The sequence below is a fragment of the Pseudomonas simiae genome (assembly GCF_900111895.1).
In the GTDB taxonomy this organism is placed as follows: domain Bacteria; phylum Pseudomonadota; class Gammaproteobacteria; order Pseudomonadales; family Pseudomonadaceae; genus Aquipseudomonas; species Aquipseudomonas simiae.
This window is the reverse complement of record NZ_FOKB01000003.1, coordinates 576,217-597,069: the sequence shown is the minus strand read 5'-3', so window position 1 is coordinate 597,069 and position 20,853 is coordinate 576,217. Positions and strand designations below refer to the sequence as shown.

General features: G+C 61.0%; 22 protein-coding genes. 8 read left to right on the top strand and 14 right to left on the bottom strand.

Annotated features, from left to right (window positions below; genetic code table 11):
• Nucleotides 1-5 precede the first annotated feature (5 nt).
• The gene (gene cls / locus BMZ57_RS12800; protein ID WP_044288081.1) at nt 6-1,445 is read right to left on the bottom strand and encodes a cardiolipin synthase; all 1,440 of its coding nucleotides are present in this window, start codon (nt 1,443-1,445) and stop codon (nt 6-8) included.
• Nucleotides 1,446-1,576: 131 nt separating this feature from the next.
• On the opposite strand from cls, the gene BMZ57_RS12795 reads away from it, so the two are divergent.
• Complete coding sequence (locus BMZ57_RS12795) at nt 1,577-2,098, top strand: DUF3617 domain-containing protein (protein ID WP_010207650.1); 522 nt, start codon at nt 1,577-1,579, stop codon at nt 2,096-2,098.
• Nucleotides 2,099-2,145: 47 nt separating this feature from the next.
• On the opposite strand, the gene BMZ57_RS12790 is transcribed toward BMZ57_RS12795, so the two are convergent.
• From BMZ57_RS12790 to folE2, 7 genes are read right to left on the bottom strand one after another with little or no spacing between them, the layout of a single operon-like run.
• A complete protein-coding gene (locus BMZ57_RS12790; RefSeq protein WP_069672974.1) occupies nt 2,146-3,483 on the bottom strand; it encodes a dihydroorotase in 1,338 nt (445 codons plus the stop codon).
• Nucleotides 3,484-3,486: 3 nt separating this feature from the next.
• Entirely contained in the window at nt 3,487-4,047 is a 561-nt protein-coding gene (locus tag BMZ57_RS12785) for a gamma carbonic anhydrase family protein (protein WP_010207647.1), read from the bottom strand.
• Nucleotides 4,044-4,457, bottom strand: coding sequence for a phosphoribosyl-AMP cyclohydrolase (gene hisI, locus BMZ57_RS12780; protein ID WP_069672973.1), 414 nt, complete (start codon nt 4,455-4,457; stop codon nt 4,044-4,046). The genes BMZ57_RS12785 and hisI overlap by 4 nt, the downstream gene beginning before the upstream one ends.
• A complete protein-coding gene (locus BMZ57_RS12775; protein ID WP_021491456.1) occupies nt 4,454-5,332 on the bottom strand; it encodes a metal ABC transporter substrate-binding protein in 879 nt (292 codons plus the stop codon). The genes hisI and BMZ57_RS12775 overlap by 4 nt, the downstream gene beginning before the upstream one ends.
• Nucleotides 5,333-5,343: 11 nt before the next feature.
• A complete protein-coding gene (locus tag BMZ57_RS12770) occupies nt 5,344-6,210 on the bottom strand; it encodes a metal ABC transporter permease (protein WP_010207641.1) in 867 nt (288 codons plus the stop codon).
• A complete protein-coding gene (locus BMZ57_RS12765; RefSeq protein ID WP_042571092.1) occupies nt 6,210-6,881 on the bottom strand; it encodes a metal ABC transporter ATP-binding protein in 672 nt (223 codons plus the stop codon). The genes BMZ57_RS12770 and BMZ57_RS12765 overlap by 1 nt, the downstream gene beginning before the upstream one ends.
• A complete protein-coding gene (gene folE2 / locus BMZ57_RS12760; protein WP_042571091.1) occupies nt 6,878-7,774 on the bottom strand; it encodes a GTP cyclohydrolase FolE2 in 897 nt (298 codons plus the stop codon). The genes BMZ57_RS12765 and folE2 overlap by 4 nt, the downstream gene beginning before the upstream one ends.
• Nucleotides 7,775-7,902: 128 nt before the next feature.
• On the opposite strand from folE2, the gene BMZ57_RS12755 reads away from it, so the two are divergent.
• On the top strand, nt 7,903-9,105 hold the full coding sequence (locus tag BMZ57_RS12755) for an N-acetylmuramoyl-L-alanine amidase (protein WP_010207638.1): 1,203 nt from the start codon (nt 7,903-7,905) through the stop codon (nt 9,103-9,105).
• Here BMZ57_RS12755 and BMZ57_RS12750 read toward each other — a convergent pair.
• On the bottom strand, nt 9,102-9,470 hold the full coding sequence (locus BMZ57_RS12750; protein ID WP_010207637.1) for a hypothetical protein: 369 nt from the start codon (nt 9,468-9,470) through the stop codon (nt 9,102-9,104). The genes BMZ57_RS12755 and BMZ57_RS12750 overlap by 4 nt on opposite strands.
• 126 nt (nt 9,471-9,596) lie before the next feature.
• Between BMZ57_RS12750 and dksA the strand changes: the two genes are divergently transcribed.
• From dksA to BMZ57_RS12730, 4 genes are read left to right on the top strand one after another with little or no spacing between them, the layout of a single operon-like run.
• Complete coding sequence (gene dksA, locus BMZ57_RS12745) at nt 9,597-10,001, top strand: RNA polymerase-binding protein DksA (protein ID WP_010207636.1); 405 nt, start codon at nt 9,597-9,599, stop codon at nt 9,999-10,001.
• Between the two features lie 27 nt (nt 10,002-10,028).
• Nucleotides 10,029-11,237 carry a zinc metallochaperone GTPase ZigA gene (gene zigA / locus BMZ57_RS12740; RefSeq protein ID WP_010207635.1) on the top strand — a complete coding sequence of 403 codons (1,209 nt, stop codon included), beginning with the start codon at nt 10,029-10,031 and terminating at the stop codon, nt 11,235-11,237.
• Nucleotides 11,237-11,881: a DUF1826 domain-containing protein gene (locus BMZ57_RS12735; RefSeq protein WP_069672972.1), complete on the top strand. Its 645-nt coding sequence runs from the start codon at nt 11,237-11,239 to the stop codon at nt 11,879-11,881. Before zigA ends, BMZ57_RS12735 begins: the two co-directional genes overlap by 1 nt.
• A 44-nt stretch (nt 11,882-11,925) precedes the next feature.
• Nucleotides 11,926-12,888, top strand: a complete 963-nt coding sequence (locus tag BMZ57_RS12730) for a CobW family GTP-binding protein (RefSeq protein ID WP_047542416.1) — start codon at nt 11,926-11,928, stop codon at nt 12,886-12,888.
• On the opposite strand, the gene BMZ57_RS12725 is transcribed toward BMZ57_RS12730, so the two are convergent.
• Nucleotides 12,882-13,277 (bottom strand): DUF3301 domain-containing protein, encoded by a 396-nt coding sequence (locus BMZ57_RS12725; protein ID WP_010207629.1) that lies wholly within the window; start codon nt 13,275-13,277, stop codon nt 12,882-12,884. The genes BMZ57_RS12730 and BMZ57_RS12725 overlap by 7 nt on opposite strands.
• 117 nt (nt 13,278-13,394) lie before the next feature.
• Here BMZ57_RS12725 and pdxY point away from each other — a divergent pair, with 117 nt between their 5' ends.
• Entirely contained in the window at nt 13,395-14,267 is an 873-nt protein-coding gene (gene pdxY, locus BMZ57_RS12720; RefSeq protein WP_069672971.1) for a pyridoxal kinase PdxY, read from the top strand.
• A gap of 125 nt (nt 14,268-14,392) precedes the next feature.
• Here pdxY and BMZ57_RS12715 read toward each other — a convergent pair whose 3' ends face one another.
• Nucleotides 14,393-14,869, bottom strand: coding sequence for an acyl-CoA thioesterase (locus BMZ57_RS12715; RefSeq protein ID WP_010207626.1), 477 nt, complete (start codon nt 14,867-14,869; stop codon nt 14,393-14,395).
• 293 nt (nt 14,870-15,162) lie between these two features.
• On the opposite strand from BMZ57_RS12715, the gene BMZ57_RS12710 reads away from it, so the two are divergent.
• The gene (locus tag BMZ57_RS12710) at nt 15,163-16,926 is read left to right on the top strand and encodes a cation:proton antiporter (protein ID WP_010207625.1); all 1,764 of its coding nucleotides are present in this window, start codon (nt 15,163-15,165) and stop codon (nt 16,924-16,926) included.
• Between the two features lie 16 nt (nt 16,927-16,942).
• Here BMZ57_RS12710 and BMZ57_RS12705 read toward each other — a convergent pair whose 3' ends face one another.
• The 3 genes from BMZ57_RS12705 to uvrD form a co-directional block, all read right to left on the bottom strand.
• Nucleotides 16,943-17,350 (bottom strand): SMI1/KNR4 family protein, encoded by a 408-nt coding sequence (locus BMZ57_RS12705; protein ID WP_010207624.1) that lies wholly within the window; start codon nt 17,348-17,350, stop codon nt 16,943-16,945.
• Between the two features lie 135 nt (nt 17,351-17,485).
• The gene (locus BMZ57_RS12700; protein ID WP_010207623.1) at nt 17,486-18,358 is read right to left on the bottom strand and encodes a Tim44 domain-containing protein; all 873 of its coding nucleotides are present in this window, start codon (nt 18,356-18,358) and stop codon (nt 17,486-17,488) included.
• Nucleotides 18,359-18,571: 213 nt separating this feature from the next.
• Nucleotides 18,572-20,755: a DNA helicase II gene (gene uvrD, locus BMZ57_RS12695; RefSeq protein ID WP_010207622.1), complete on the bottom strand. Its 2,184-nt coding sequence runs from the start codon at nt 20,753-20,755 to the stop codon at nt 18,572-18,574.
• Nucleotides 20,756-20,853: the final 98 nt, after the last annotated feature.

The following is a 20,853-nucleotide window of genomic DNA, read 5'->3' as shown; positions in this document are numbered from 1 at the left end:
GTGGGTTACAAAATCGGTGAAATCAGCCGCGCAACCCGCATGCCCAGTTGTTGAAGGCGGCGGGTTTCGCGGCTTTCTGCCTGGCTGACTTCATGGGCCAGGGAGAAGTCGTCCAGCAGCATGTGTTCGACTTCCTTGGCGAAGGCCTCGTCGACCGTCAGCAACATCACTTCGAAATTCAGCCTGAACGAACGGTTGTCCATGTTCGCACTGCCGATGGCGCTGATTTCGTTGTCAACCAACACCACCTTCTGATGCAGGAAGCCTGGGGTATAGCGGAACACCCGCACGCCAGCTCGCACAGCTTCGATCGCGTAAAGGCTGGACGCGGCGTAGACGATGCGGTGATCAGGCCGTGAGGGCAGCAGAAGGCGCACATCGACACCCCGCAGCACTGCCAGGCGCAGGGCGGAAAACACCGCTTCGTCGGGGATGAAGTAGGGGCTGGTGATCCATACGCGCTCAGTCGCTGCATGGATGGCTTCGACGAAAAACAGTGAGCAGGTTTCATAGGGGTCGGCTGGACCGCTGGCGAGCAATTGGCAGAGCACGCCGTCTTCGGGGTAGGCGTCCGGCAATATCAGTGGCGGCAGTTCTCGCGCAGCCCAGAACCAGTCTTCGGCAAACGATTCCTGCAAGCACGCCACCACCGGGCCGATCACCTGCACATGGGTATCGCGCCACGGTGCCAGCGGTGGTTGCTTGCCCAGGTATTCATCGCCGACGTTATGCCCGCCGACAAACCCGGTGATGCCATCCACCACCACGATCTTGCGGTGGTTGCGGAAGTTGACCTGAAAGCGATTGAGCCAGCCGCTGCGGGTGGCGAAGGCTTTCACGTTGACTCCGGCGTCGCGCAGGGATTGCACATAACGATGGGGCAGGGCGTGGCTGCCGATACGGTCATACAGCACGTAAATGGCGACACCCTCTGCGGCCTTTTCCTTCAATAGGACGTGCAACTGTCGGCCAAGGTCGTCGTCATGAATGATGAAAAACTGGAACAACACCGCCGTCCTGGCGTTGCGAATCGCCTCGAAGATCGCGCCGAAGGTGGCGTCGCCATTGATCAGCAAACGCACTTCATTGTTGGCCAGGCACGGCATGCGGCCCAGCTTGGGCATGGCGCGCAGCGAGGCATAGGCGCTGGAGTTACGGGCGGCCAGGGCTTCTTCGACCCATGGGCGCCAGTTCAGCTCGGCAATGGCGGTGTGCATTTCCTGGTTGGCCTGGCGACGGGCCTGGATGTAGGCGTCGAACGTGCTCCGGCCGAAGATCAGGTACGGGATCAGCGTGAGGTAGGGCATGAACATCAGCGACAATGCCCAGGCGATCGAGCCTTGGGCGGTCCTGACGGTCAGCACCGCGTGAATCGCGGCGAGGGTCCCGAGAAAATGCAGTGTGGCGATGAAGTAGGCGAGCAGGTGCGGGCCAAAAAAATCCATGGACGACGTTACTCCAGGCAATCCAAGTGCCTAACAGACCATGTCTGGTCAGGAATGTCGCTATTTTATTTGCCGTGCAACCCTGGCACCTTTGCGGCGTCTAACGCCCAACATTACCCAGGAGTTACCCGATGAATGCTCGTCTGCTGTCTTTGGCCATGATGATTGGTTTGTCGCTGCCGGTGGCGGCGCAGGCGCAGATGCTGGCGCCGGGCTTGTGGGAACTGACCACCAGCAATATGAAAGTCGATAACCAGGACCTGCCGGACCTGTCGCTGATCCTCGGTCAGCTTAAGCAACAGATGACCCCGGAACAGCGCGCCATGCTGGAAAAACAAGGCATCACCATGGCCGGTAAAGGCGTGCAGGTGTGCCTGACCCCAGCTCAAGTCGCCTCCGATTCGATCCCGCTGACCGACCCACAATCGGGCTGCAAACAGGAAGTGACCGACAAGACCGGCAATCAGTGGAAATTCCGCTTCAGTTGCCCGAAAGCCCAGGGCACTGGCGTCGCTACCTTCCAAAGCCAGAAAGAATTCAGCACCACCGTCAACGGCACCTTCAATGCCACTGGCATTCAGCAGAAGGGCAGCCTGGACAGCCATGCCCAGTGGCTGGGCAACGATTGCGGAACGGTCAAGCCTCGCGCCTGACTTCCCCCTCTGTAGGCGCGAGCTTGCGCCTACAGGTGTGCGTGGGGTCAGCGCTCAAAGTGCAGAGGCAGACCCTGGCAACTGTCGACGACCTGACCGTTGTGCCAGGCCAAGTGGCCGGAAACCAGGGTGGTGCTGACGCTGTGGCGAAAGCTGCGTTCGGCGAAGGGCGTCCAACCGCAGCGGGCCAGGATCGGCTGGCTGCTGACGGGTTTGCCTTCGGGCTCCGGTTTGATTAACACCAGGTCGGCCCAATAACCCTCACGTAGGTAGCCGCGATCCGGGATGGCGAACAAGTCGGCCACACGGTGACTGGTTTTCGCCACCAGGGTGGTCAGCGGCAGCAGCTCGTCGGCCACCAACTCCAACAACGCCGGCAGCGCGTGCTGCACCAGGGGTAATCCCGACGGCGCCTCGCGATAACGCAACTGTTTTTGTGCCCACGTATGCGGCGCATGGTCACTGCCAATCACGTCCAGACGATCACTCAACAAGGCTTGACGCAAGGCGTCGCGGTCGGCGCGGGTCTTGATCGCCGGGTTGCATTTGATCTGATGGCCGAGGCGGTGGTAGTCGCGATCATCGAACATCAAGTGGTGCAGGCAGACTTCGGCGGTGATGCGTTTTTTGCTCAAGGGTTTGTCTTCGAACAGCGCCAGCTCGCGTGCGCTGGTCAGGTGCAGCACATGCAGGCGGGTGCCGTGGCGCTTGGCCAATTCCACCGCAAAGGATGAAGAGCGGAAGCATGCCTCGGCATCGCGGATCAGCGGGTGCGCGACGGCGGGGATATGCTCGCCGAAACGCTCACGCAGCCGCGCTTCATTGGCCTGGATGCTTGGTGTGTGTTCGCAATGGGCCAGCAGAATCGTGGGAACCTCGGCAAACAGGCGTTCCAGGATCCGCGGATCGTCGACCAACATATTGCCGGTCGAAGCGCCCATGAACACTTTGACCCCGGCCACCTCGCGCGGGTCGAGGGCGGCGACGGTGTCGAGGTTGTCGTTGCTTACGCCGAAGTGAAAACCATAGTTGGCTACCGAGTGCAGGGCGGCGCGGCGTTTCTTGTCGGTCAGGGCATCCAGGTCAAGGGTGGCGGGATGGGTGTTGGGCATGTCCATGAAGCTGGTGATACCACCGGCTACCGCTGCCCTGGATTCGCTGTAGAAACTGCCTTTTTCCGGCGCGCCAGGTTCGCGAAAGTGCACTTGGTCATCGATCATTCCGGGTAGCAGCCATTGGCCTTGAGCGTCGATTTCCACGGGCTCGTTGTAGCCTTGCAGGCTGCTGGCAATTTTCTCGATACGGCCATTGGCGACCAGCACATCGGCGTCGAATTCCTGGCCTTCGTTCACCAGGCGGGCGTTGCGGATCAGCAGGCGGCTCATGGTTCAGAACTCGTTTTGCAGGGCTTTGTAGCCGCGCACCAAATCAACGTTGGTGCGTGCCACGTCTTCGGAAAATTCCGAGGCGCTGACGCTCACGGGGGGGAACTGCGAGAGGTCGGTGTGTGGCCCGATGCGGGTCGTGGAGGGCACATAGAACGCGGCGGGCAAGTCGCGGCCGTCGACCACCGAGTTGTGGCGCACCACGCAGCCGTCGCCCACGGCGCAGTTGAACAACACGCTGTTGAAACCGATAAACACACGGTCGCCGACGGTGCAGGGGCCGTGGACGATGGAACGGTGTGCAATGGACGTGAACTCGCCGATCGTCACCGCCGCGCCGGACTTGGAGTGGATGACCACGCCGTCCTGGATATTGGAGTTGGCGCCGATGACGATCGGGTCCATACCACCGCTGGCGTCGACTTCGTCGGCACGGATCACAGCGTAGGGCCCGACGAAAACGTTTTCGCCAATGATGACTTTTCCGCAGATGATGGCGGTCTTGTCGACGTAGGCCGATTCGGCAATCACGGGCAGATCGCCGGACGGATTTTTGCGGATCATGCGAGGGGCTCCGTAATGATGTGAACGTAGTCGCCGTCGATGGCGTTGTAGAAGCAGGTGGGCCGTCCGGTGTGGCACGCCGGGCCTTGCTGGTCGACGATCAGCAGCACCGCGTCGCCGTCGCAATCCAGGCGTGCTTCCACCAACTGTTGCCAGTGCCCGGAGCTTTCGCCCTTGCGCCACAACTGATGGCGTGAGCGCGACCAGTAGCAGACTTGCCCGGTGTCCAAGGTTTCCTTGAGGGCCTGGCGGTTCATCCAGGCCAGCATCAATACCTCGCCACTGCCGTGTTGCTGGGCGATGGCGGCGATCAGGCCATCGCGGTTCCACGGCAAGGCGTCGAGCACGGGTTCGAGTGGAAAGCGGCTACCGACGGCAGCCCCTTCCAGGTCGAGCATGCTCAAAGTCATGGTTTGCTCAGGGCCGTGCACAGAGTGTTGAGGTTGTATTCGAACAGACCGGTAAAGGTGCTGGCCGGGCCTTCTGCGGCGAGGGCATCGGAGTACAGCGTGCCGCCGATCTGCGCGCCGCTTTCGTCAGCGATCTGCTTGAGCAAGCGCGAATCTTTGATGTTTTCCATGAACACGGCTTTGACTTTGTCTTTACGGATCTGGGTGATCAGCGCTGCCACTTCGGCAGCGGACGGCTCGCGCTCGGTGGACAGGCCCTGGGGCGCCAGGAACTCGATGCCATAGGCTTGGCCCAGGTAACCGAAGGCGTCGTGGGAGGTGACGATGCGTCGGTTGCCGGCGGGCAGTGCGCCGAACTTGGTCTTGGCTTCGGCCAGCAGGCGATAGATTTCTTTCAGGTAGGTTTGGCTGTTCTGTTGGTAGTCGGCTTTGTTGGCCGGGTCAGCAGCGATCAGCGCCTTGGTGATGTTGTTCACGTAGATTTCGGCGTTGGCCAGGTTGTGCCAGGCGTGCGGGTCAGGGATGGTCTCGCCGTCCTCTTCCATGGTGTGGGAGATCACGCCCTTGCTGGCGGTTACCACCGTGGCTTTGGTTTCGGTGCTGGTCACCAGGCGGTCCAGCCAGGGTTCGAAGCCCAAGCCATTCTTGATGATCACCTTGGCCTTGAGCAACGCCTTGGCATCGTCGGGGGTGGGTTCGTAGGTATGAGCGTCGGCGTCAGGGCCGACCATGTTGCTGATCTGGATGTGATCGCCACCGATCTGGTGGGTGATGTCATCAAGGATACTGAAGCTGGTAACCACCTGAAGCTTGTCTGCGGCCTGGGCCGTCGACAACGACAGGACGAGACTGAACAGCACGAGTAGGGCGCGCATCGGGAAACACCTCATTGGGATGACAGCAAGGGTGGGCGGCGCAGCAAACCGTGCACCGGACCGAAGACCACGGACAGCAGGTACCCGGCGCCAGCCACCAGCACGATGGCCGGGCCGCTGGGCAACGAGTAGTAGAACGACAGCAGCAAACCCAACCACACCGACAGGCATCCCAGCACTGCCGATACCGCGATCAACACCGGCAGGCGCCGGCTCCAGAAGCGTGAAGCGATGGCCGGTAACATCATCAAGCCCACCACCATCAAGGCGCCGATGGCCTGGAAGCCAATCACCAGGTTCAGCACCACCAAGGTCAGGAACAAGCCATGGGCCAACGGGCCAAGGCGGCTGACGGTCTGCAGGAACAGCGGGTCCAGGGTGTCCAGCAGCAGGGGTTTGTAGATCACGGCCATGGCGATCAGGCTGAAGCTGGAAACCCAAAGCATGCCGGTGAGGGTGGTTCCGTCCACGGCCAGGGCGGAGCCAAACAGCAGGTGCAGCAGGTCCAGGCGTTTGCCGGCGAGGCCGAGGATCAGCACGCCGGCGGCAAGGGAGATGGGGTAGATAGCGGCGAGGCTGGCGTCTTCGCGCAGGCCGGTGCGGCGGGTGATCCAGGCGGACAAGCCGGCCATGCTTAGGCCCGCGCCGAGGCCGCCGATGGTCAGGGCGGGCAGGCTGAGGCCGGCGAACCAGAAGCCGAGGGCGGCGCCGGGCAGAATGCCGTGGGCGACGGCGTCACCGATCAGGCTCATGCGCCGCAGGATCAGGAATACCCCCAGTGGCGCGGTGCTGCAGGCGAGCACCAGTCCACCGATGAGGGCGCGGCGCATGAAGACGAAGTCGACGAAGGGCATCCACAGGTGGGCGGCGAAGTGCATCAGGCCACCTGCATCTGTGGCTGCGGACGGATCAGCTCTTTGCTTGGGCCGAATACGCAGCCGGTGCTTTTGATCTGCACCACGTGCGGGGTGTGGTGGCGTACTGCGGCGAGATCATGACAGACCACGATCAGCGTGCGACCGGCGTCGTGCCAGGCGTGGATGTGTTTCCAGCACAGCGACTGGCCTTCTTCATCGAGGGCGGCGTGGGGCTCATCGAGCAGCAGAACCGGAGCCTCCGCCAAGCTCATGCGGGCGAGCAGAGCGCGCTGCAATTCACCTCCGGACAAGGCCATCAACGGACGGTTTTCCAGGCCGCTCAGGCACCACTCTTCGAGTACCGCTTCCAGGCGCTGGCTGCGGTGTTGCGGTGACCGTTGTTGCGTGCCCCAGAAACCGGCGGCGACCAGCTCTTGCAGGCTAATGGGGAACTGTCGGTCCAAGTGTTGCTGCTGGGGCAGGAACGACAGGCCGCCACGGCGTGGAACGTCCACCGTCACTTTGCCCGCCAGCGGTTTTTGCAGGCCGGCGATAACTTTGAGCAGGCTGCTCTTGCCGGTGCCGTTGGCGCCGATGATGCCGGTGAGGCTGCCTTTTTCCAGCGTGAGGTCGATGGCGGGCGTCAGCGGTTGGCCGGGTGCGCCCCAGCGTAAAGCGGTACAGGTGATCATGCAGGGTGTCTCGTCCAGCGGCTTTCAGCCACGGCATCGTGCGCGTGCAGGCTTTCGGCGTGGATCACTTTCAGGTGGAAGGCTTTGACGGCATCCGAGCGTTTCAAGGCGAGGTTCAGGCGGCGGGCGGCGTCTTCGCAGAACATCAGGTTCTGCCCATTGGCCAGTGCGAAGGCTTGTTCGTCCGCCCGTTTTACGGCGGTTTGTACGGCGGTGCCGAGGGCAGCTTCGACGTTATCGATCAGCTCGGTGATGGGCAGGCTGGGGTGTTCGCTGTCCAATGCAATCAGTAGTTGCGCGCTGCTGCGCTGGCTGTGGGGTGTCGCGACGATGCCGTTGGCGGAGCCAAGCCAGCTCAATACGTCTTCATGCTGTAAAGGCGTGTTGGCGAAGTCTTCAAGAAATTGCTGCTGAATCAACTGCCTGGCGAGGGCAGCGGAGCAAGGACAGGTTGAGGAATAAGTAACGTCAATTTTTAGTTCCACGTGGAACATCTGGTTTTCCAGACGCGCCTCGATGCTCACCGGGTAGCCTTTCCAGCCGGCCAGGGGGCTCACCAGCGCTGGGCGTTTCAGCAGCAAATCGGTGTGGATACGCAGGTAGGCGTTGTTAGATAAACCTTCATGACTGTCGAGAAAACGCTGCAGTACATTACGCAGAAGTGCAGGCGTAAGAGGCTGTTGGTCGAGCATCTCCAATGCCAGGTACAGGCGTGACATATGAATGCCACGGGCGGCGCCATCGTCCAGACTCACGCCGGCATCCGCGGTGGCAGTCAGGCGTTGTCCGTCGATGAGAATGGGCAGGGCGATGCCACACATGCCTACCCAGTCGAGTGGCAAGGCTTGGCGTGAAGCCTGCGCGGCGATATCCGGCAGAGTCAGCGCATTCATGAGCAGGTCCATCATTGGAAATAAAAAGACATGTTATAGTATAACGATTGTGTCGACGATGGTTTTTCTGCTCCAGCCTTTTTTCAGTCATGTCGAGTACGGACGCTCCTTTATTTGCGGTATTTTTCATGCACAGACGTCAGCTCCTAAACCTGCTTCTGGCCAGCCCTCTGTTCACGTTACCGTTCGCCGCCCACGCCACGCAGATCAGCAATGCACGCCTGTGGCGTTCGGACGAAAAGTTGCGGCTGGTGTTCGATCTCAGCGGACCGGTGCAATACAAGACCTTCACCCTGAGCGCGCCGGAACGCTTGATCATCGACCTCAGCGGCGCCGGGCTCAGTGGTGACTTCTCTCAGTTGGCACTGAAGAACAGCGGGATCACCTCGATTCGCTCCGGGCATTTCGGCAAAGGCGACACGCGCATCGTGCTGGACCTCGCAGCGCCGATGCAGCTCAACAGCTTTCTGTTGCCGCCCCAGGATGGCCAGGGGCATCGCCTGGTACTGGACCTGACCAGCGCCACCCAGGCGCCGCGCCAAATTGCGGCCGAGCCCAAGCCACTGGTGGACAAGGCCCACCCCAAGCGCGACATCATTGTGGTGGTTGACCCCGGCCACGGCGGCAAGGACCCGGGCGCGGTCGGCTCCAAGGGGCAGCGCGAGAAAGATGTGGTGCTGTCCATCGCTCAGTTGCTGGCTAAACGGTTGAAACGCGAGAAAGGCTTCGACGTGAAATTGGTGCGCAACGACGACTTCTTCGTACCGCTGCGCAAACGCGTGGAAATCGCCCACAAGCACAATGCCGATATGTTTATCTCGGTGCATGCGGATGCGGCGCCGCGGGTCACTGCGTCGGGCGCTTCGGTGTATGCCTTGTCGGAAGGGGGCGCGACATCAGCCACGGCGCGCTTCATGGCACAACGGGAAAACGGTGCCGATCTGCTCGGTGCCACCCGCCTGCTCAATCTGAAGGACAAGGACCCGATGCTCGCCGGGGTGATCCTGGATATGTCGATGAACGCCACTATCGCTTCCAGCCTGCAACTGGGCAACTCGATCCTGGGCAGCCTGGAAGGCATCACCAGCCTGCATCAGAGGCGTGTGGAGCAGGCGGGTTTCGCGGTGCTCAAGTCACCTGACGTGCCGTCGATCCTGGTGGAAACCGGGTTTATTTCCAACGCGCGGGACAGTGCGCGGCTGGTCACCGCGCGTCATCAACAGGCGGTTGCCGATGGCCTGTTCGAAGGTCTGAAAAAATACTTCCAGAAGAACCCACCCATGAACAGCTACATGGCGTGGGTACAGGAACAGAAGAACGGTCAGGTCTAACAGCCGGTCATACGGCTGCAGGTGAATTTGGCGCTGGCGCCACCCGAACTGGAAAACCGGTTGAGGGTGGTCCAGCCCACACGCCGTGTATAGCCGACCCACGCTTCCCCATCCGATGCCAACCCGGTAAAGAACGTCAGCTGCCCGTAGCGGCTGTTGGTCTGTGCCCAATAGCGTTTGCCGATCACCTCGTAGCCGCGCAAGTACGTGGTGCTGCCGACCGTCGCCACACTGTAGGCATTGCCCAAGGGGTCGACACACGCGAGCAGGTTGGCGCTGCGCGTGCAGTGGGCCAACAGGCTTGGCGCCTGGGCGCAGGCAGGTCCTGCGGCAATCAATAACAGGGCGCACACCAAGTATCTCATCGGGTTTCTCAAGGCTGGAGAGTGTTGAAGCATTGCGCCCTTCGTCGTGGCGAGCAAGAGGGGATTGGCTTATTTGCATTGTTATACTATAACATTGAAAAACAGCCTGACCCGTGAACCGCTCCCATGACCGAACAAGACCTCCTGGCCCAGTCTTGCGCCGACTACATGAATGAAGCCCAGCAAGGTTTCTTCCGTGAGTTGCTGCTGAGCCAACGCACTGAATTGCAAGCACGCATCGACGCTGAGTTCCTGGTACTGCGCGAGCAGGAAACCAACAGTGATCCAGCCGATGTTGGCAGCGCCGAAGAACAGCGGCAATGGCAACTGCGCCTGCTGGAACGGGAAAAGAAGCTGCTGGACAAGATCGACGACGCCCTGGAATTGCTGGCCCGCGGCGAATACGGCTGGTGCCGCGAAACCGGCGAGCCCATCGGCCTACAGCGCTTGTTGCTGCGTCCTACCGCCACGCTGTGTATTGAAGCCAAAGAACGTGAAGAGCTGCGCGAACGCCATAGACGGGCGAGTTGACCGGCCAACCCTGATGAGGAATACCTGATGCCCAATCGTCTCCCCGTTACCGTGTTGTCCGGTTTTCTCGGTGCCGGTAAAAGCACGCTGCTCAATTACGTCCTGCGCAACCGCGAAAACCTGCGAGTGGCGGTGATCGTCAATGACATGAGCGAAATCAACATCGACGGCAGTGAAGTCCAACGCGACGTCACGCTCAACCGCGCCGAAGAAAAACTGGTGGAGATGAGCAACGGCTGCATCTGCTGCACCTTGCGGGAAGACTTGCTGGAAGAAGTCGGAAAACTCGCCAAGGAAGGTCGCTTCGATTACTTGCTGATCGAGTCCACCGGTATTTCAGAACCCTTGCCCGTGGCCGAAACCTTCACCTTTCGCGACGAAAATGAGCAAAGTCTGGCCGATATCGCGCGCCTGGATACCATGGTCACCGTGGTCGACGGCATGAATTTCCTACTCGACTATCAGGCTGCCGAGAGCCTGGCCTCGCGCGGTGAAACCCTCGGTGAAGATGACGAGCGCTCCATCACTGACCTGCTGATTGAGCAGATCGAATTCGCCGACGTGATCCTCATCAGCAAGATCGACCTGATCAGCAGCCGCGAACGCGAAGAGTTGATGGCGATCCTTGAGCGCCTCAACGCCCAAGCGGAAATCATTCCGATGGTCATGGGCGAAGTGCCGCTGAACAAAATCCTCAACACCGGCCGTTTCGACTTTGAACGCGCCGCTCAGGCCCCGGGCTGGTTGCAGGAACTGCGCGGTGAGCATGTGCCGGAAACCGAGGAATACGGCATCGCTTCCACAGCCTACCGTGCGCGCCGGCCGTTCCATCCCCAGCGTTTCTTCGACTTCATCGACCGTCCGTGGGTCAACGGCAAACTGCTGCGCTCCAAAGGTTTTTTCTGGTTGGCCAGCAAGCATAAGGAGGCGGGCAGCTGGTCCCAGGCCGGCGGTTTGATGCGCCATGGTTTTGCCGGACGCTGGTGGCGCTTTGTGCCTAAAAGTCAGTGGCCTCAGGACGAAGAAAGCATCGCGGCGATCATGGGCAACTGGCAACTGAGCACAGGTGATTGCCGCCAGGAACTGGTGTTTATCGGGCAAAACCTCGACTTCACCCAACTGCGTGCCGAGCTGGACGCATGCCTGCTCACCGATGAAGAAATGGCCCTGGGCGTCGAAGGTTGGCGCCTGCTGGTCGATCCCTTTGGCCCTTGGTATGAGGAGGCCGTCGCCTGATGCTGGCCCCGGCTATTTCCCTGCGCCCCGTGATTCGCCAGACACGCGGTGACACCCCGCTGGCGCTGTCCGGCATTCTGGAAGATGGCGTCAACCTGGCTGTGTGGGAGCGGCGGTTGCCGTTGCACATCGCCGAGTTCGGCGCCTTGCTGGTGGCGCTCAATGAGCCATTGGCCGATTCCCTGGTGATCGAGCTCAACAATGAAGACGCCGTGCCCAACCTGCAGGGTTTGGCGTCCAGTTGCCGTGACCTTGAGGGCTACGAAGGCTTTATCGCCGATGTGTCGTGGCTGGTCAGCGCGTTTGCCTGCCTGCTGGGTGCCAAACGTATCGGCGTGCGATTGAGGTTGCTGGATAAGGCGATGTGCCCACGTTTTCACGTCGATCATGTGCCGGTGCGGCTGATCACCACCTATGCCGGAGTCGGCAGCCAGTGGTTGCGCGAAGGCGTGATGGATCGCCGCCAGCTGAGCCAGCCGGATGCCGAGCCTACCGGGTGTATCGAGCAGATCCATTGCGGCGAAGTCGCTCTGTTGAAGGGCACCAAATGGCATGGCAATGAAGGTTATGGACTGATTCACCGTTCGCCCGCACTCAAGGCTGACGAACGTCGCTTGATCCTGACACTGGATTGGCTCGCATAACCGCGTAGGATCAAACGCTCTACACGGTCCGAACGATGCCCCTCATGCTGCAGAACATTCCCACCCACGTGATTGCCGGGCCCTTGGGCGCCGGCAAGACCAGCCTCATCAAGCATCTGCTCGCCCAGCGTCCGGCCAACGAGCGCTGGGCCGTGTTGATCAACGAATTCGGGCAGATCGGCCTGGACGCCGCCTTGCTCACCCAGGATGACGACGGCATTGCCCTGGGCGAAGTTGCCGGAGGCTGCCTGTGTTGCGTGAATGGTGCTCCTTTTCAGGTAGGACTGGGTCGTCTGTTGCGTAAGGCCAAGCCCGACCGGCTGCTGATCGAACCGTCAGGTCTGGGCCATCCGGCGCAGTTGCTCAAGCAGCTGCGACAGGCGCCATGGCAGGAGGTGTTGTCAGTCCAGCCCTGTGTGGTGGTGTTGGATGCCCAGGCGCTGGCAGCGGGTAAACCGTTGCCACCCGCACAGCAGGCGGCGCTGGCGAGTGCTGGGTTGCTGGTATTGAACAAGGATGAAGGGTTGGACGCGGGACAGCGCCGTGCGATCGAACGGCAGTTGCCCGAATGCCCGCTCTACTGGACCCGCCAGGCGCAATTACCCTTGGACCAGTTACCAGGCCTGAACGCGCAGGCCTCAGCCGCTGTGGATAAGGTTGAAGTGCCCGAAGGCCTTGCCCATATGCCGGCTATCTGGGGCGATCCCACGCAACCGATCTGCCTGAGCCAGGCCCAGGAAGGCGGTTGGAGTGTCGGCTGGCGCTGGCACCCAAGCCAGCAATTCGACACCCGCCGTCTTCACCAGTGGCTGACAAGCCTTGAATGGCGCCGCGCCAAATTGGTTATCCACAGCGCCGAAGGCTGGGTTTCGACCAACGCGGTGGATAACAGCGAGCTCACTTGGCAGGCCAGCGAGTGGCGCCGCGATTCACGTATCGAGTTGATTTTCAGCGAGCCACAGGACGTGGCCGCCTTGCAGGTCGCGTTAAGAGCCTGCCGTCACTGACGGTTCTTGGTGCCGTGGTCCTGACGCCACTGGCTCAGCTCGATCACTTCGGCGCTGGGCAACGGCGTCTTGATCTCGAACGGGTAGGGCGCCAGTTCGATCTGCGCACTGTGGGCGCCGAATTGGGTGATGGTTCCCGGATGGCGGGTTTCGCCGGTCACGGTGAATTCAAAGTTGTAGATGCGCGCCAGGCGCCGCCGCCCGTTGGCATCCCTCACAAGCCCTATGCGCTTGAGCGCTACGGCGCCGTCCAGCAGTTCGATGTCGAGCTTGGCGCAATGCTGCTTGACCCGCTCCAGCGCCCGCTCGCGCAGGCCGTGGTTGTGCCACACCCAGGCGGCACCGGTCGCCAGCAGCATCAACACGAAGATGTTTCCCAGGGTCAGCATGCGAAAGACTCCAACAAAGTGAGAGCAGCTTAACTGTGTCGCCGGTCTGTCGTACAGGCTGCGTTTAGTCGCATACTGCGCGGCCAGAATTTCAATGGCTTTACGGAAATCCCGCGCATGAAACGCACACCTCATCTGCTTGCGATCCAGTCTCATGTGGTCTTTGGCCACGCCGGAAACAGCGCCGCCGTATTCCCCATGCAGCGAGTCGGGGTGAACGTCTGGCCGTTGAACACGGTGCAGTTCTCCAACCATACCCAGTATGGCCAATGGGCGGGCGAAGTGTTGGCGCCGCAGCAGATTCCGGCGCTGGTGGAAGGTATCGCTGCGATTGGCGAACTGGGCAACTGCGACGCTGTGCTGTCCGGCTACCTGGGCAGTGCGGACCAGGGCCGGGCGATTCTCAGCGGTGTGGCGCGTATCAAGTCCATCAACCCCAAGGCGCTCTACCTCTGCGATCCGGTGATGGGCCACCCGGAAAAAGGCTGCATCGTGCCCCAGGAAGTCAGCGATTTCCTACTGGACGAAGCCGCAGCCATGGCCGACTTCCTGTGCCCTAACCAGCTGGAGCTGGACAGCTTTGCCGGGCGCAAGCCGCAGTCGCTGTTCGATTGCCTGGCCATGGCCAAGGCGTTGCTGGCGCGCGGGCCAAAGGCCGTGTTGGTTAAGCACTTGGATTACCCCGGCAAGCTGCCGGACGGTTTCGAGATGCTGCTGGTGACCGCCGAAGGCAGTTGGCACCTGCGCCGGCCGCTGCTGGCGTTTCCGCGTCAGCCAGTGGGCGTGGGGGACCTGACCTCGGGGTTGTTCCTGGCGCGGGTACTGTTGGGCGACAGCCTGCTGGCCGCCTTTGAATTCACCGCCGCTGCGGTGCACGAAGTGCTGCTGGAAACCCAAGACTGTGCCAGTTGGGAACTGGAACTGGTACGTGCCCAGGATCGCATCGCCCATCCGCGTGTGCGCTTTGAAGCCACGCCGATCGGTCTATAAATACCCAGAACCCAGTGTGGGAGCGGGCTTGCTCGCGAATGCGGTGGATCAGTCAAAGATGCATTTACTGACACACCGCATTCGCGAGCAAGCCCGCTCCCACATTTGAATCGTGTTCGCCGCTGTCAGCCTTTGATTTCCTGGTAGCGCTTTTCCAGCTCCTGACGGATCTGACGGCGCTGCTGGGCCTGGACGAACCGGCGCTTGTCTTCGCTGTTGTGCGGTTGCAGCGGCGGCACGGGGGCTGGTTTACGCTGGTCGTCTACGGCCACCATGGTGAAGAAGCAGCTGTTGGTATGGCGCACCGAGCGTTCGCGGATGTTCTCGGTCACCACCTTGATGCCCACCTCCATCGAGGTGTTACCGGTGTAGTTGACCGACGCGAGGAACGTCACCAGCTCGCCGACATGAATCGGCTCGCGGAAAATCACCTGGTCCACCGACAGCGTCACGACATAGCGCCCGGCATAGCGGCTTGCGCAGGCATAGGCCACTTCGTCGAGGTACTTGAGCAGGGTGCCGCCGTGGACATTACCTGAGAAGTTGGCCATATCAGGGGTCATCAATACCGTCATCGACAGCTGGGCGTTTCCGGGTTCCATAGCACACTCACGGGTTGTAGGCATTGGTTTGGGGGGGCACCTCTGCGGGTGCTGGAATCTTTGCAGCGCCATCCATAACGGGACGCCAGTGGGCGGCTTGCCGTCACGCATGCACCGATCTGTTTCCATATATTGCACCGGCTTTCTGCCGGAAGTCGCGGTGTTAACCTTCAAAAGCCCGTCTCAGGGCATTTCTTACGATCAAGGCAAACTTTTCCTTCCGCACTTTGCGACAGTTCAACGGCGTGGACGGAAGTGGGAAAAGTGTCTGTACCCTCAAGGAGCCCCTCGCCATGCACGCCATCAGCTTTATCCAGGACTTGGCCGTGATCATGTTGGTGGCAGGGGTTGTCACCATCCTGTTTCACCGCCTCAAGCAGCCGGTGGTGCTGGGCTACATCGTCGCCGGGTTCATCATCGGCCCCCACACCCCTCCGTTCGGCCTGATCCACGACGAAGACACTATCAAGACCCTGGCCGAGCTGGGTGTGATCTTCCTGATGTTCTGCCTGGGCCTGGAGTTCAGCCTGCGCAAACTGTTCAAGGTCGGTGCCACGGCGTTTATCGCGGCCTTCCTGGAAATCATCCTGATGATCTGGATCGGCTACGAGATCGGCCGCTGGTTTGACTGGAGCACGATGGACTCGCTGTTCCTCGGCGCGATCCTGGCGATCTCCTCGACCACCATCATCGTCAAGGCGCTCAATGACCTGAAGATGAAGAACCAGCGCTTCGCCCAGCTGATCTTTGGCGTGTTGATCGTGGAAGACATCCTCGGCATCGGCATCATCGCCTTGCTGTCGAGCATTGCCGTCAGCGGCACGGTCAGCTCCGGCGAGGTGTTCTCAACGGTCGGCAAGCTCTCGCTGTTCATGATTGTCGCGCTGGTTATCGGCATTTTGCTGGTGCCGCGTTTGCTGGCCTACGTGGCCAAGTTCGAAAGTAACGAGATGCTGCTGATCACCGTGCTGGGCCTGTGTTTCGGCTTCTGCCTGCTGGTGGTAAAGCTGGAATACAGCATGGTGCTGGGCGCGTTCCTGATCGGCGCGATCATGGCCGAATCCCGCCAGTTGATTAAGATCGAACGTCTGATCGAACCGGTTCGCGACATGTTCAGCGCCATCTTCTTTGTGGCAATTGGCTTGATGATCGACCCACAGATCCTGCTGCAATATGCCTGGCCGATTGCAGTGATTACCGTGGCGGTGGTGCTGGGCAAGATGTTGTCCTGCGGCCTGGGTGCGTTTATCGCCGGCAATGATGGCCGTACCTCACTGCGCGTGGGCATGGGGCTGTCACAAATTGGTGAGTTTTCCTTCATCATCGCGGCGTTGGGGATGACGTTGCAGGTGACCAGTGATTTCCTCTATCCCGTAGCGGTGGCGGTTTCGGCGATTACCACACTGCTCACGCCGTACCTGATCCGTGGCGCCGACCCGCTGTCATTGAAGATCGCGTCGGTAATGCCCAAGCGTTTGAGCCGGGTGTTCGGCATGTATGGCGAATGGCTGCGCAGCATTCAGCCTCAGGGCGAGGGCGCGATGCTGGCGTCGATGATCCGCAAAATCATCCTGCAAGTAGGGGTGAACCTGGCGCTGGTGGTGGCGATCTTCTTTGCCGGCAGCTTTTTTGCTGTGCGAATCGGAGGGTATCTGGAAGGCTGGATCAGTGATCCCAGCTGGCAGAAGGCGTTGATCTGGGGTGGGGCGTTGTTGCTGTCGCTGCCCTTTCTGATTGCGGCGTACCGTAAGCTCAAGGCGCTGTCGATGCTGCTGGCGGAGATGAGTGTGAAGCCGGAAATGGCCGGGCGGCATACCCAGCGCGTGCGAAGGGTGATCGCGGAGCTGATCCCGATCCTCTCGCTGCTGGTGATCTTCCTGCTATTGGCAGCCTTGTCGGCCAGTATTCTGCCGACCAACAAGTTGCTGGTGCTGATCGCCGTGGTCACGGCGGCAGTGGCGGCCGTGCTCTGGCGGTGGTTCATCCGCGTGCATACGCGGATGCAGGTCGCCTTGTTGGAGACGCTGGATAATCACAAGGATACGCCGGAGCACTAAGCGCCTGGGGGTGGGGTCAGCTTTCCAGCCAGACGTCCCGCGCCCAGTGCCACACCGATTCCCAGGTTTCCTCGGTGACGATTTCTTCTTCGCCGGACCACAGCACTACAGTGCCGTCTTCTTCGACGCAGTAGTAGTCGTCGCCGTCCTGGCAGATCGGGATCAGGCTACGATCAACACCGGCGTCCCAGGCGTTGGCGGCAACGTCTGGCAGGTAGGTGTGGGATTGCGGGTCGGTGACGGTCACCGGCTCCAGGCTGCCGTACACCACGTCGCTGACGGTCAGCAGAAACTCTCGGAAGACAAACGGAATGTCGATGAACAGTTGTTCCTCGATTTCCACCAGCAGGTCTTCGTCAGGCAGCTCCAAAGGAACCGGGACCGGTTCGTTGGCTTCACGCAATTGTTCGATGATTTCTTCCACGGCCGGGATCCTCTTGCTAGATGGCGCGGTTTATAGGGGCGTTTTATACAGTAGCTCGCTATAAGTGCAACCGTGAAATAGAAAACCCCGGACAGGTCCGGGGTTTTTTGTATCTGCGTGCTAAGCGTGCAGGGATCAGCCGTTCTGGCGGATACCGGCCACCAGCCAAGGCTGGTTGTCGCCCTGGGCACGTTCCATGTTCCAGCTTTCGCTGAACACTTCGCCCTGGTCGAAACGCGAGGTCTTCGACACACCGCTGAAGGTCAGGGTGGCGATGGTCTTGTCGGCGCGATCATCCACACCTTCCAGCTGGACGCGCAGGTCGTCGATGTAGGTCGACTGGAAGCCGTCGCCCAGGTCGGCGCGTTCGCGCTTGAGGAACTCCAGCAGCTGTGGGGTCACGAACTCGGAGATCTTGTCCATTTCGTTGGCGTCCCAGTGTTGCTGCAGGGACTGGAAGTGGCTACGGGCCGCTTCGACAAAACGCTCTTCGTTGAACCAGGCCGGCGCGTTGATCACCGGACGGGCTGCAGCAGGGGCTGCAGAACCACCGAAGATCGAGCCCATGGCTGGTTTTTGCTCGAACACTTCACGCTGCATCGGCGCGCCGGCTGGAGCCAGGTGCTCCTGCTGCTTGCGGCGACGGGCGGCGATAAAGCGGAAGATCACAAAGGCGATGACCGCCAGGATCAGGATGTCGAAGATCTGCATGCCCTGGAAGCCGCCGCCCATGAACATGGACGCGAGCAGGCCACCGGCGGCGATACCGGCCAGAGGGCCCAACCAGCGCGAAGCACCGCCGGCCTTGGCCGCGGCGCCGGCAGCACCGGCTGCGCCTGCGGTCGCGGCTGCACCGCCCGTGGCGCCGGCGGATGGAGCCATTTGGCTGGTCTGGTGAGTCGGTGCCGCACCGGAACTTTTGCCGCCACCGAAGCGTTTGGCGTTGGCGTCGAGGCTCATCGTCAGGCCGATGCACAACGCCATGGCGATGCTAAGAAAACGTTTCATAAAGGGAATTCCCATTTGTGGATTGCACGCGCGCCATGTTGCACAGGTGTCGTGACACTGGCTAGCGACATAATGTTTCGGGCTTTTGCGTAGGACCGATTCAGAATGGTCTGTAGGACTTATTACAGATATTGGCCCGCGCTCGTTAAATACAAGGGCGGGCCAATAACCTTCATGTAGGCAAATGTTTCAGCTCTGACAGCGGGGAAGACCTCAGAGGGCTTCGAGTTTCGCGTAACCCATCATCAGCCACTTGCTGCCTTCGGCGAAGTTCACCTGCACCCGTGCCTGGGCACCCGCGCCTTCGAAGTTGAGGATCACGCCTTCACCGAACACTGAATGCCTGACCTGCTGGCCAAGGCTGAACTGGGTTTCCGGGATTTCGGAGCCGGCAAACAGGCTGCTGGAGTTCTGCTGCTGGCCTCCGCCGAATGGGCGGCTGACGCTGTTGGACAGGCGCACTTCCTGGATCAGACCCTTCGGCACTTCACGTACGAAGCGTGACACCTTGTTGTAGGTCTCGCTGCCATACAGGCGTCGGGTCTCGGCGTAGGTCATCACCAGGTTCTGCATGGCGCGGGTGATGCCCACGTATGCCAGGCGGCGTTCTTCCTCAAGGCGGCCGGGTTCTTCCAGGCTCATCTTGTGCGGGAACAGGCCTTCTTCCATGCCCACCAGGAACACATACGGAAATTCCAGGCCCTTGGCGCTGTGCAAGGTCATCAGCTGGATGCTGTCTTCATGCTCATCGGCCTGGGTATCACCGGCTTCCAGCGACGCGTGGCCGAGGAACGCAGCCAGCGGCGTCAGCTCTTCGTCTTCCTCGGTGTTTTCGAAGGCACGGGCGGCGCTCACCAGTTCCTCAAGGTTTTCTACCCGGGCCTGGCCTTTCTCGCCTTTTTCCGCTTCGTGATAGGCGATCAGCCCGGACTGTTCGATTACCGTCTGGGTCATCAAATGCAGGGGCATTTGCGCGCACTTGGCCGCCAGGTTCTCGATCAGCTCGACAAACACCCCCAACGCACCGGCTGCGCGGCCAGTCAGGCCTTTATTGACGATGAGCAAGCGCATGGCTTCCCACATCGACACATCGGCATGGCGTGCGTGATCGCGGATGGCTTCGACGGTTTTTTCGCCGATGCCGCGCGCCGGGATATTGATCACCCGCTCCAGCGCCGCATCGTTGCCGCGACCTTCCAGCAAGCGCAGGTAGGCCATGGCGTTCTTGATTTCGGCGCGCTCAAAGAAGCGCTGGCCGCCATAGATGCGGTACGGGATGCGCTCGCGCAGCAAGGCTTCTTCCAAGACCCGCGATTGGGCGTTGGAACGGTAAAGGATCGCGATGTCGCTGCGCGCCAGGCCGGTCTTCAGCGCGCTTTCGATGGTTTCCACCACGTAGCGCGCTTCATCGTGCTCGTTGAACGCGGCGTACAGGTTGATGGCCTCGCCTTCGCCGCCGTCGGTCCACAGCTCTTTGCCCAGGCGCCCGGTGTTGTTGGCGATCAAGGCGTTGGCGGCCTTGAGGATGCCGGCGGTGGAGCGGTAGTTCTGCTCCAGGCGGATGGTCACCGCGTCTGGGAAGTCTTCGGAATACTGGTAGATGTTCTCGATTTTCGCGCCACGCCAGCCGTAGATCGACTGGTCGTCGTCGCCCACCACCATCAGGCTGTCGCCACCCTTGGCCAGCAGGCGCAACCAGGCGTACTGCACGGCGTTGGTGTCCTGGAACTCGTCCACCAGGATGTGGCGGAAGCGCTTCTGGTAATGGGCCAGCAGGCCTGGGTTGTCACGCCACAGGTCGAGGGCGCGCAACAGCAGCTCGGAGAAATCGATAACCCCGGCGCGTACGCAGGCGGCCTCGTAGGCTTCATAAATGCTGCGCATGGTGGCCAGGAACAAATCACCGCTGGCCTGGATATGTTGTGGGCGCAGGCCTTCGTCTTTCTGGCCGTTGATGAACCATTGCGCCTGACGCGCCGGCCAACGCTGCTCGTCGAGGCCCAGCTCGCGGATGACCCGCTTGACCAGGCGTTGCTGGTCATCGCTGTCGAGGATCTGGAAGGTCTGGGCCAGGCCCGCCTCCTGCCAGTGTGCCCGCAACAGGCGGTGTGCCAGGCCGTGGAAGGTGCCCACCCACATACCGGCCGGGCTGATGCCCATCAACTGCTCGATGCGATGGCGCATCTCGGCAGCGGCCTTGTTGGTGAAGGTCACCGACAGGATGGAATGCGGGGACGCGTTTTCGACCTGGATCAACCAGGCGATACGGTGCACCAGCACTCGGGTTTTACCGGAGCCAGCACCGGCCAGGACCAACTGACGGCCAACAGGGGCCGCTACGGCCTGGCGTTGGGCATCGTTGAGGGAGTTCAGCAAAAGGGAGAGATCATCGCGCATCGGCGCATTCTATGGCCCCCGGGGAAGTGGGGCAAATACCAATGCCGGGTGGTCGACCGAAAACCACCCGGGTGATGACCGGTCGGTCAATGGCCGCA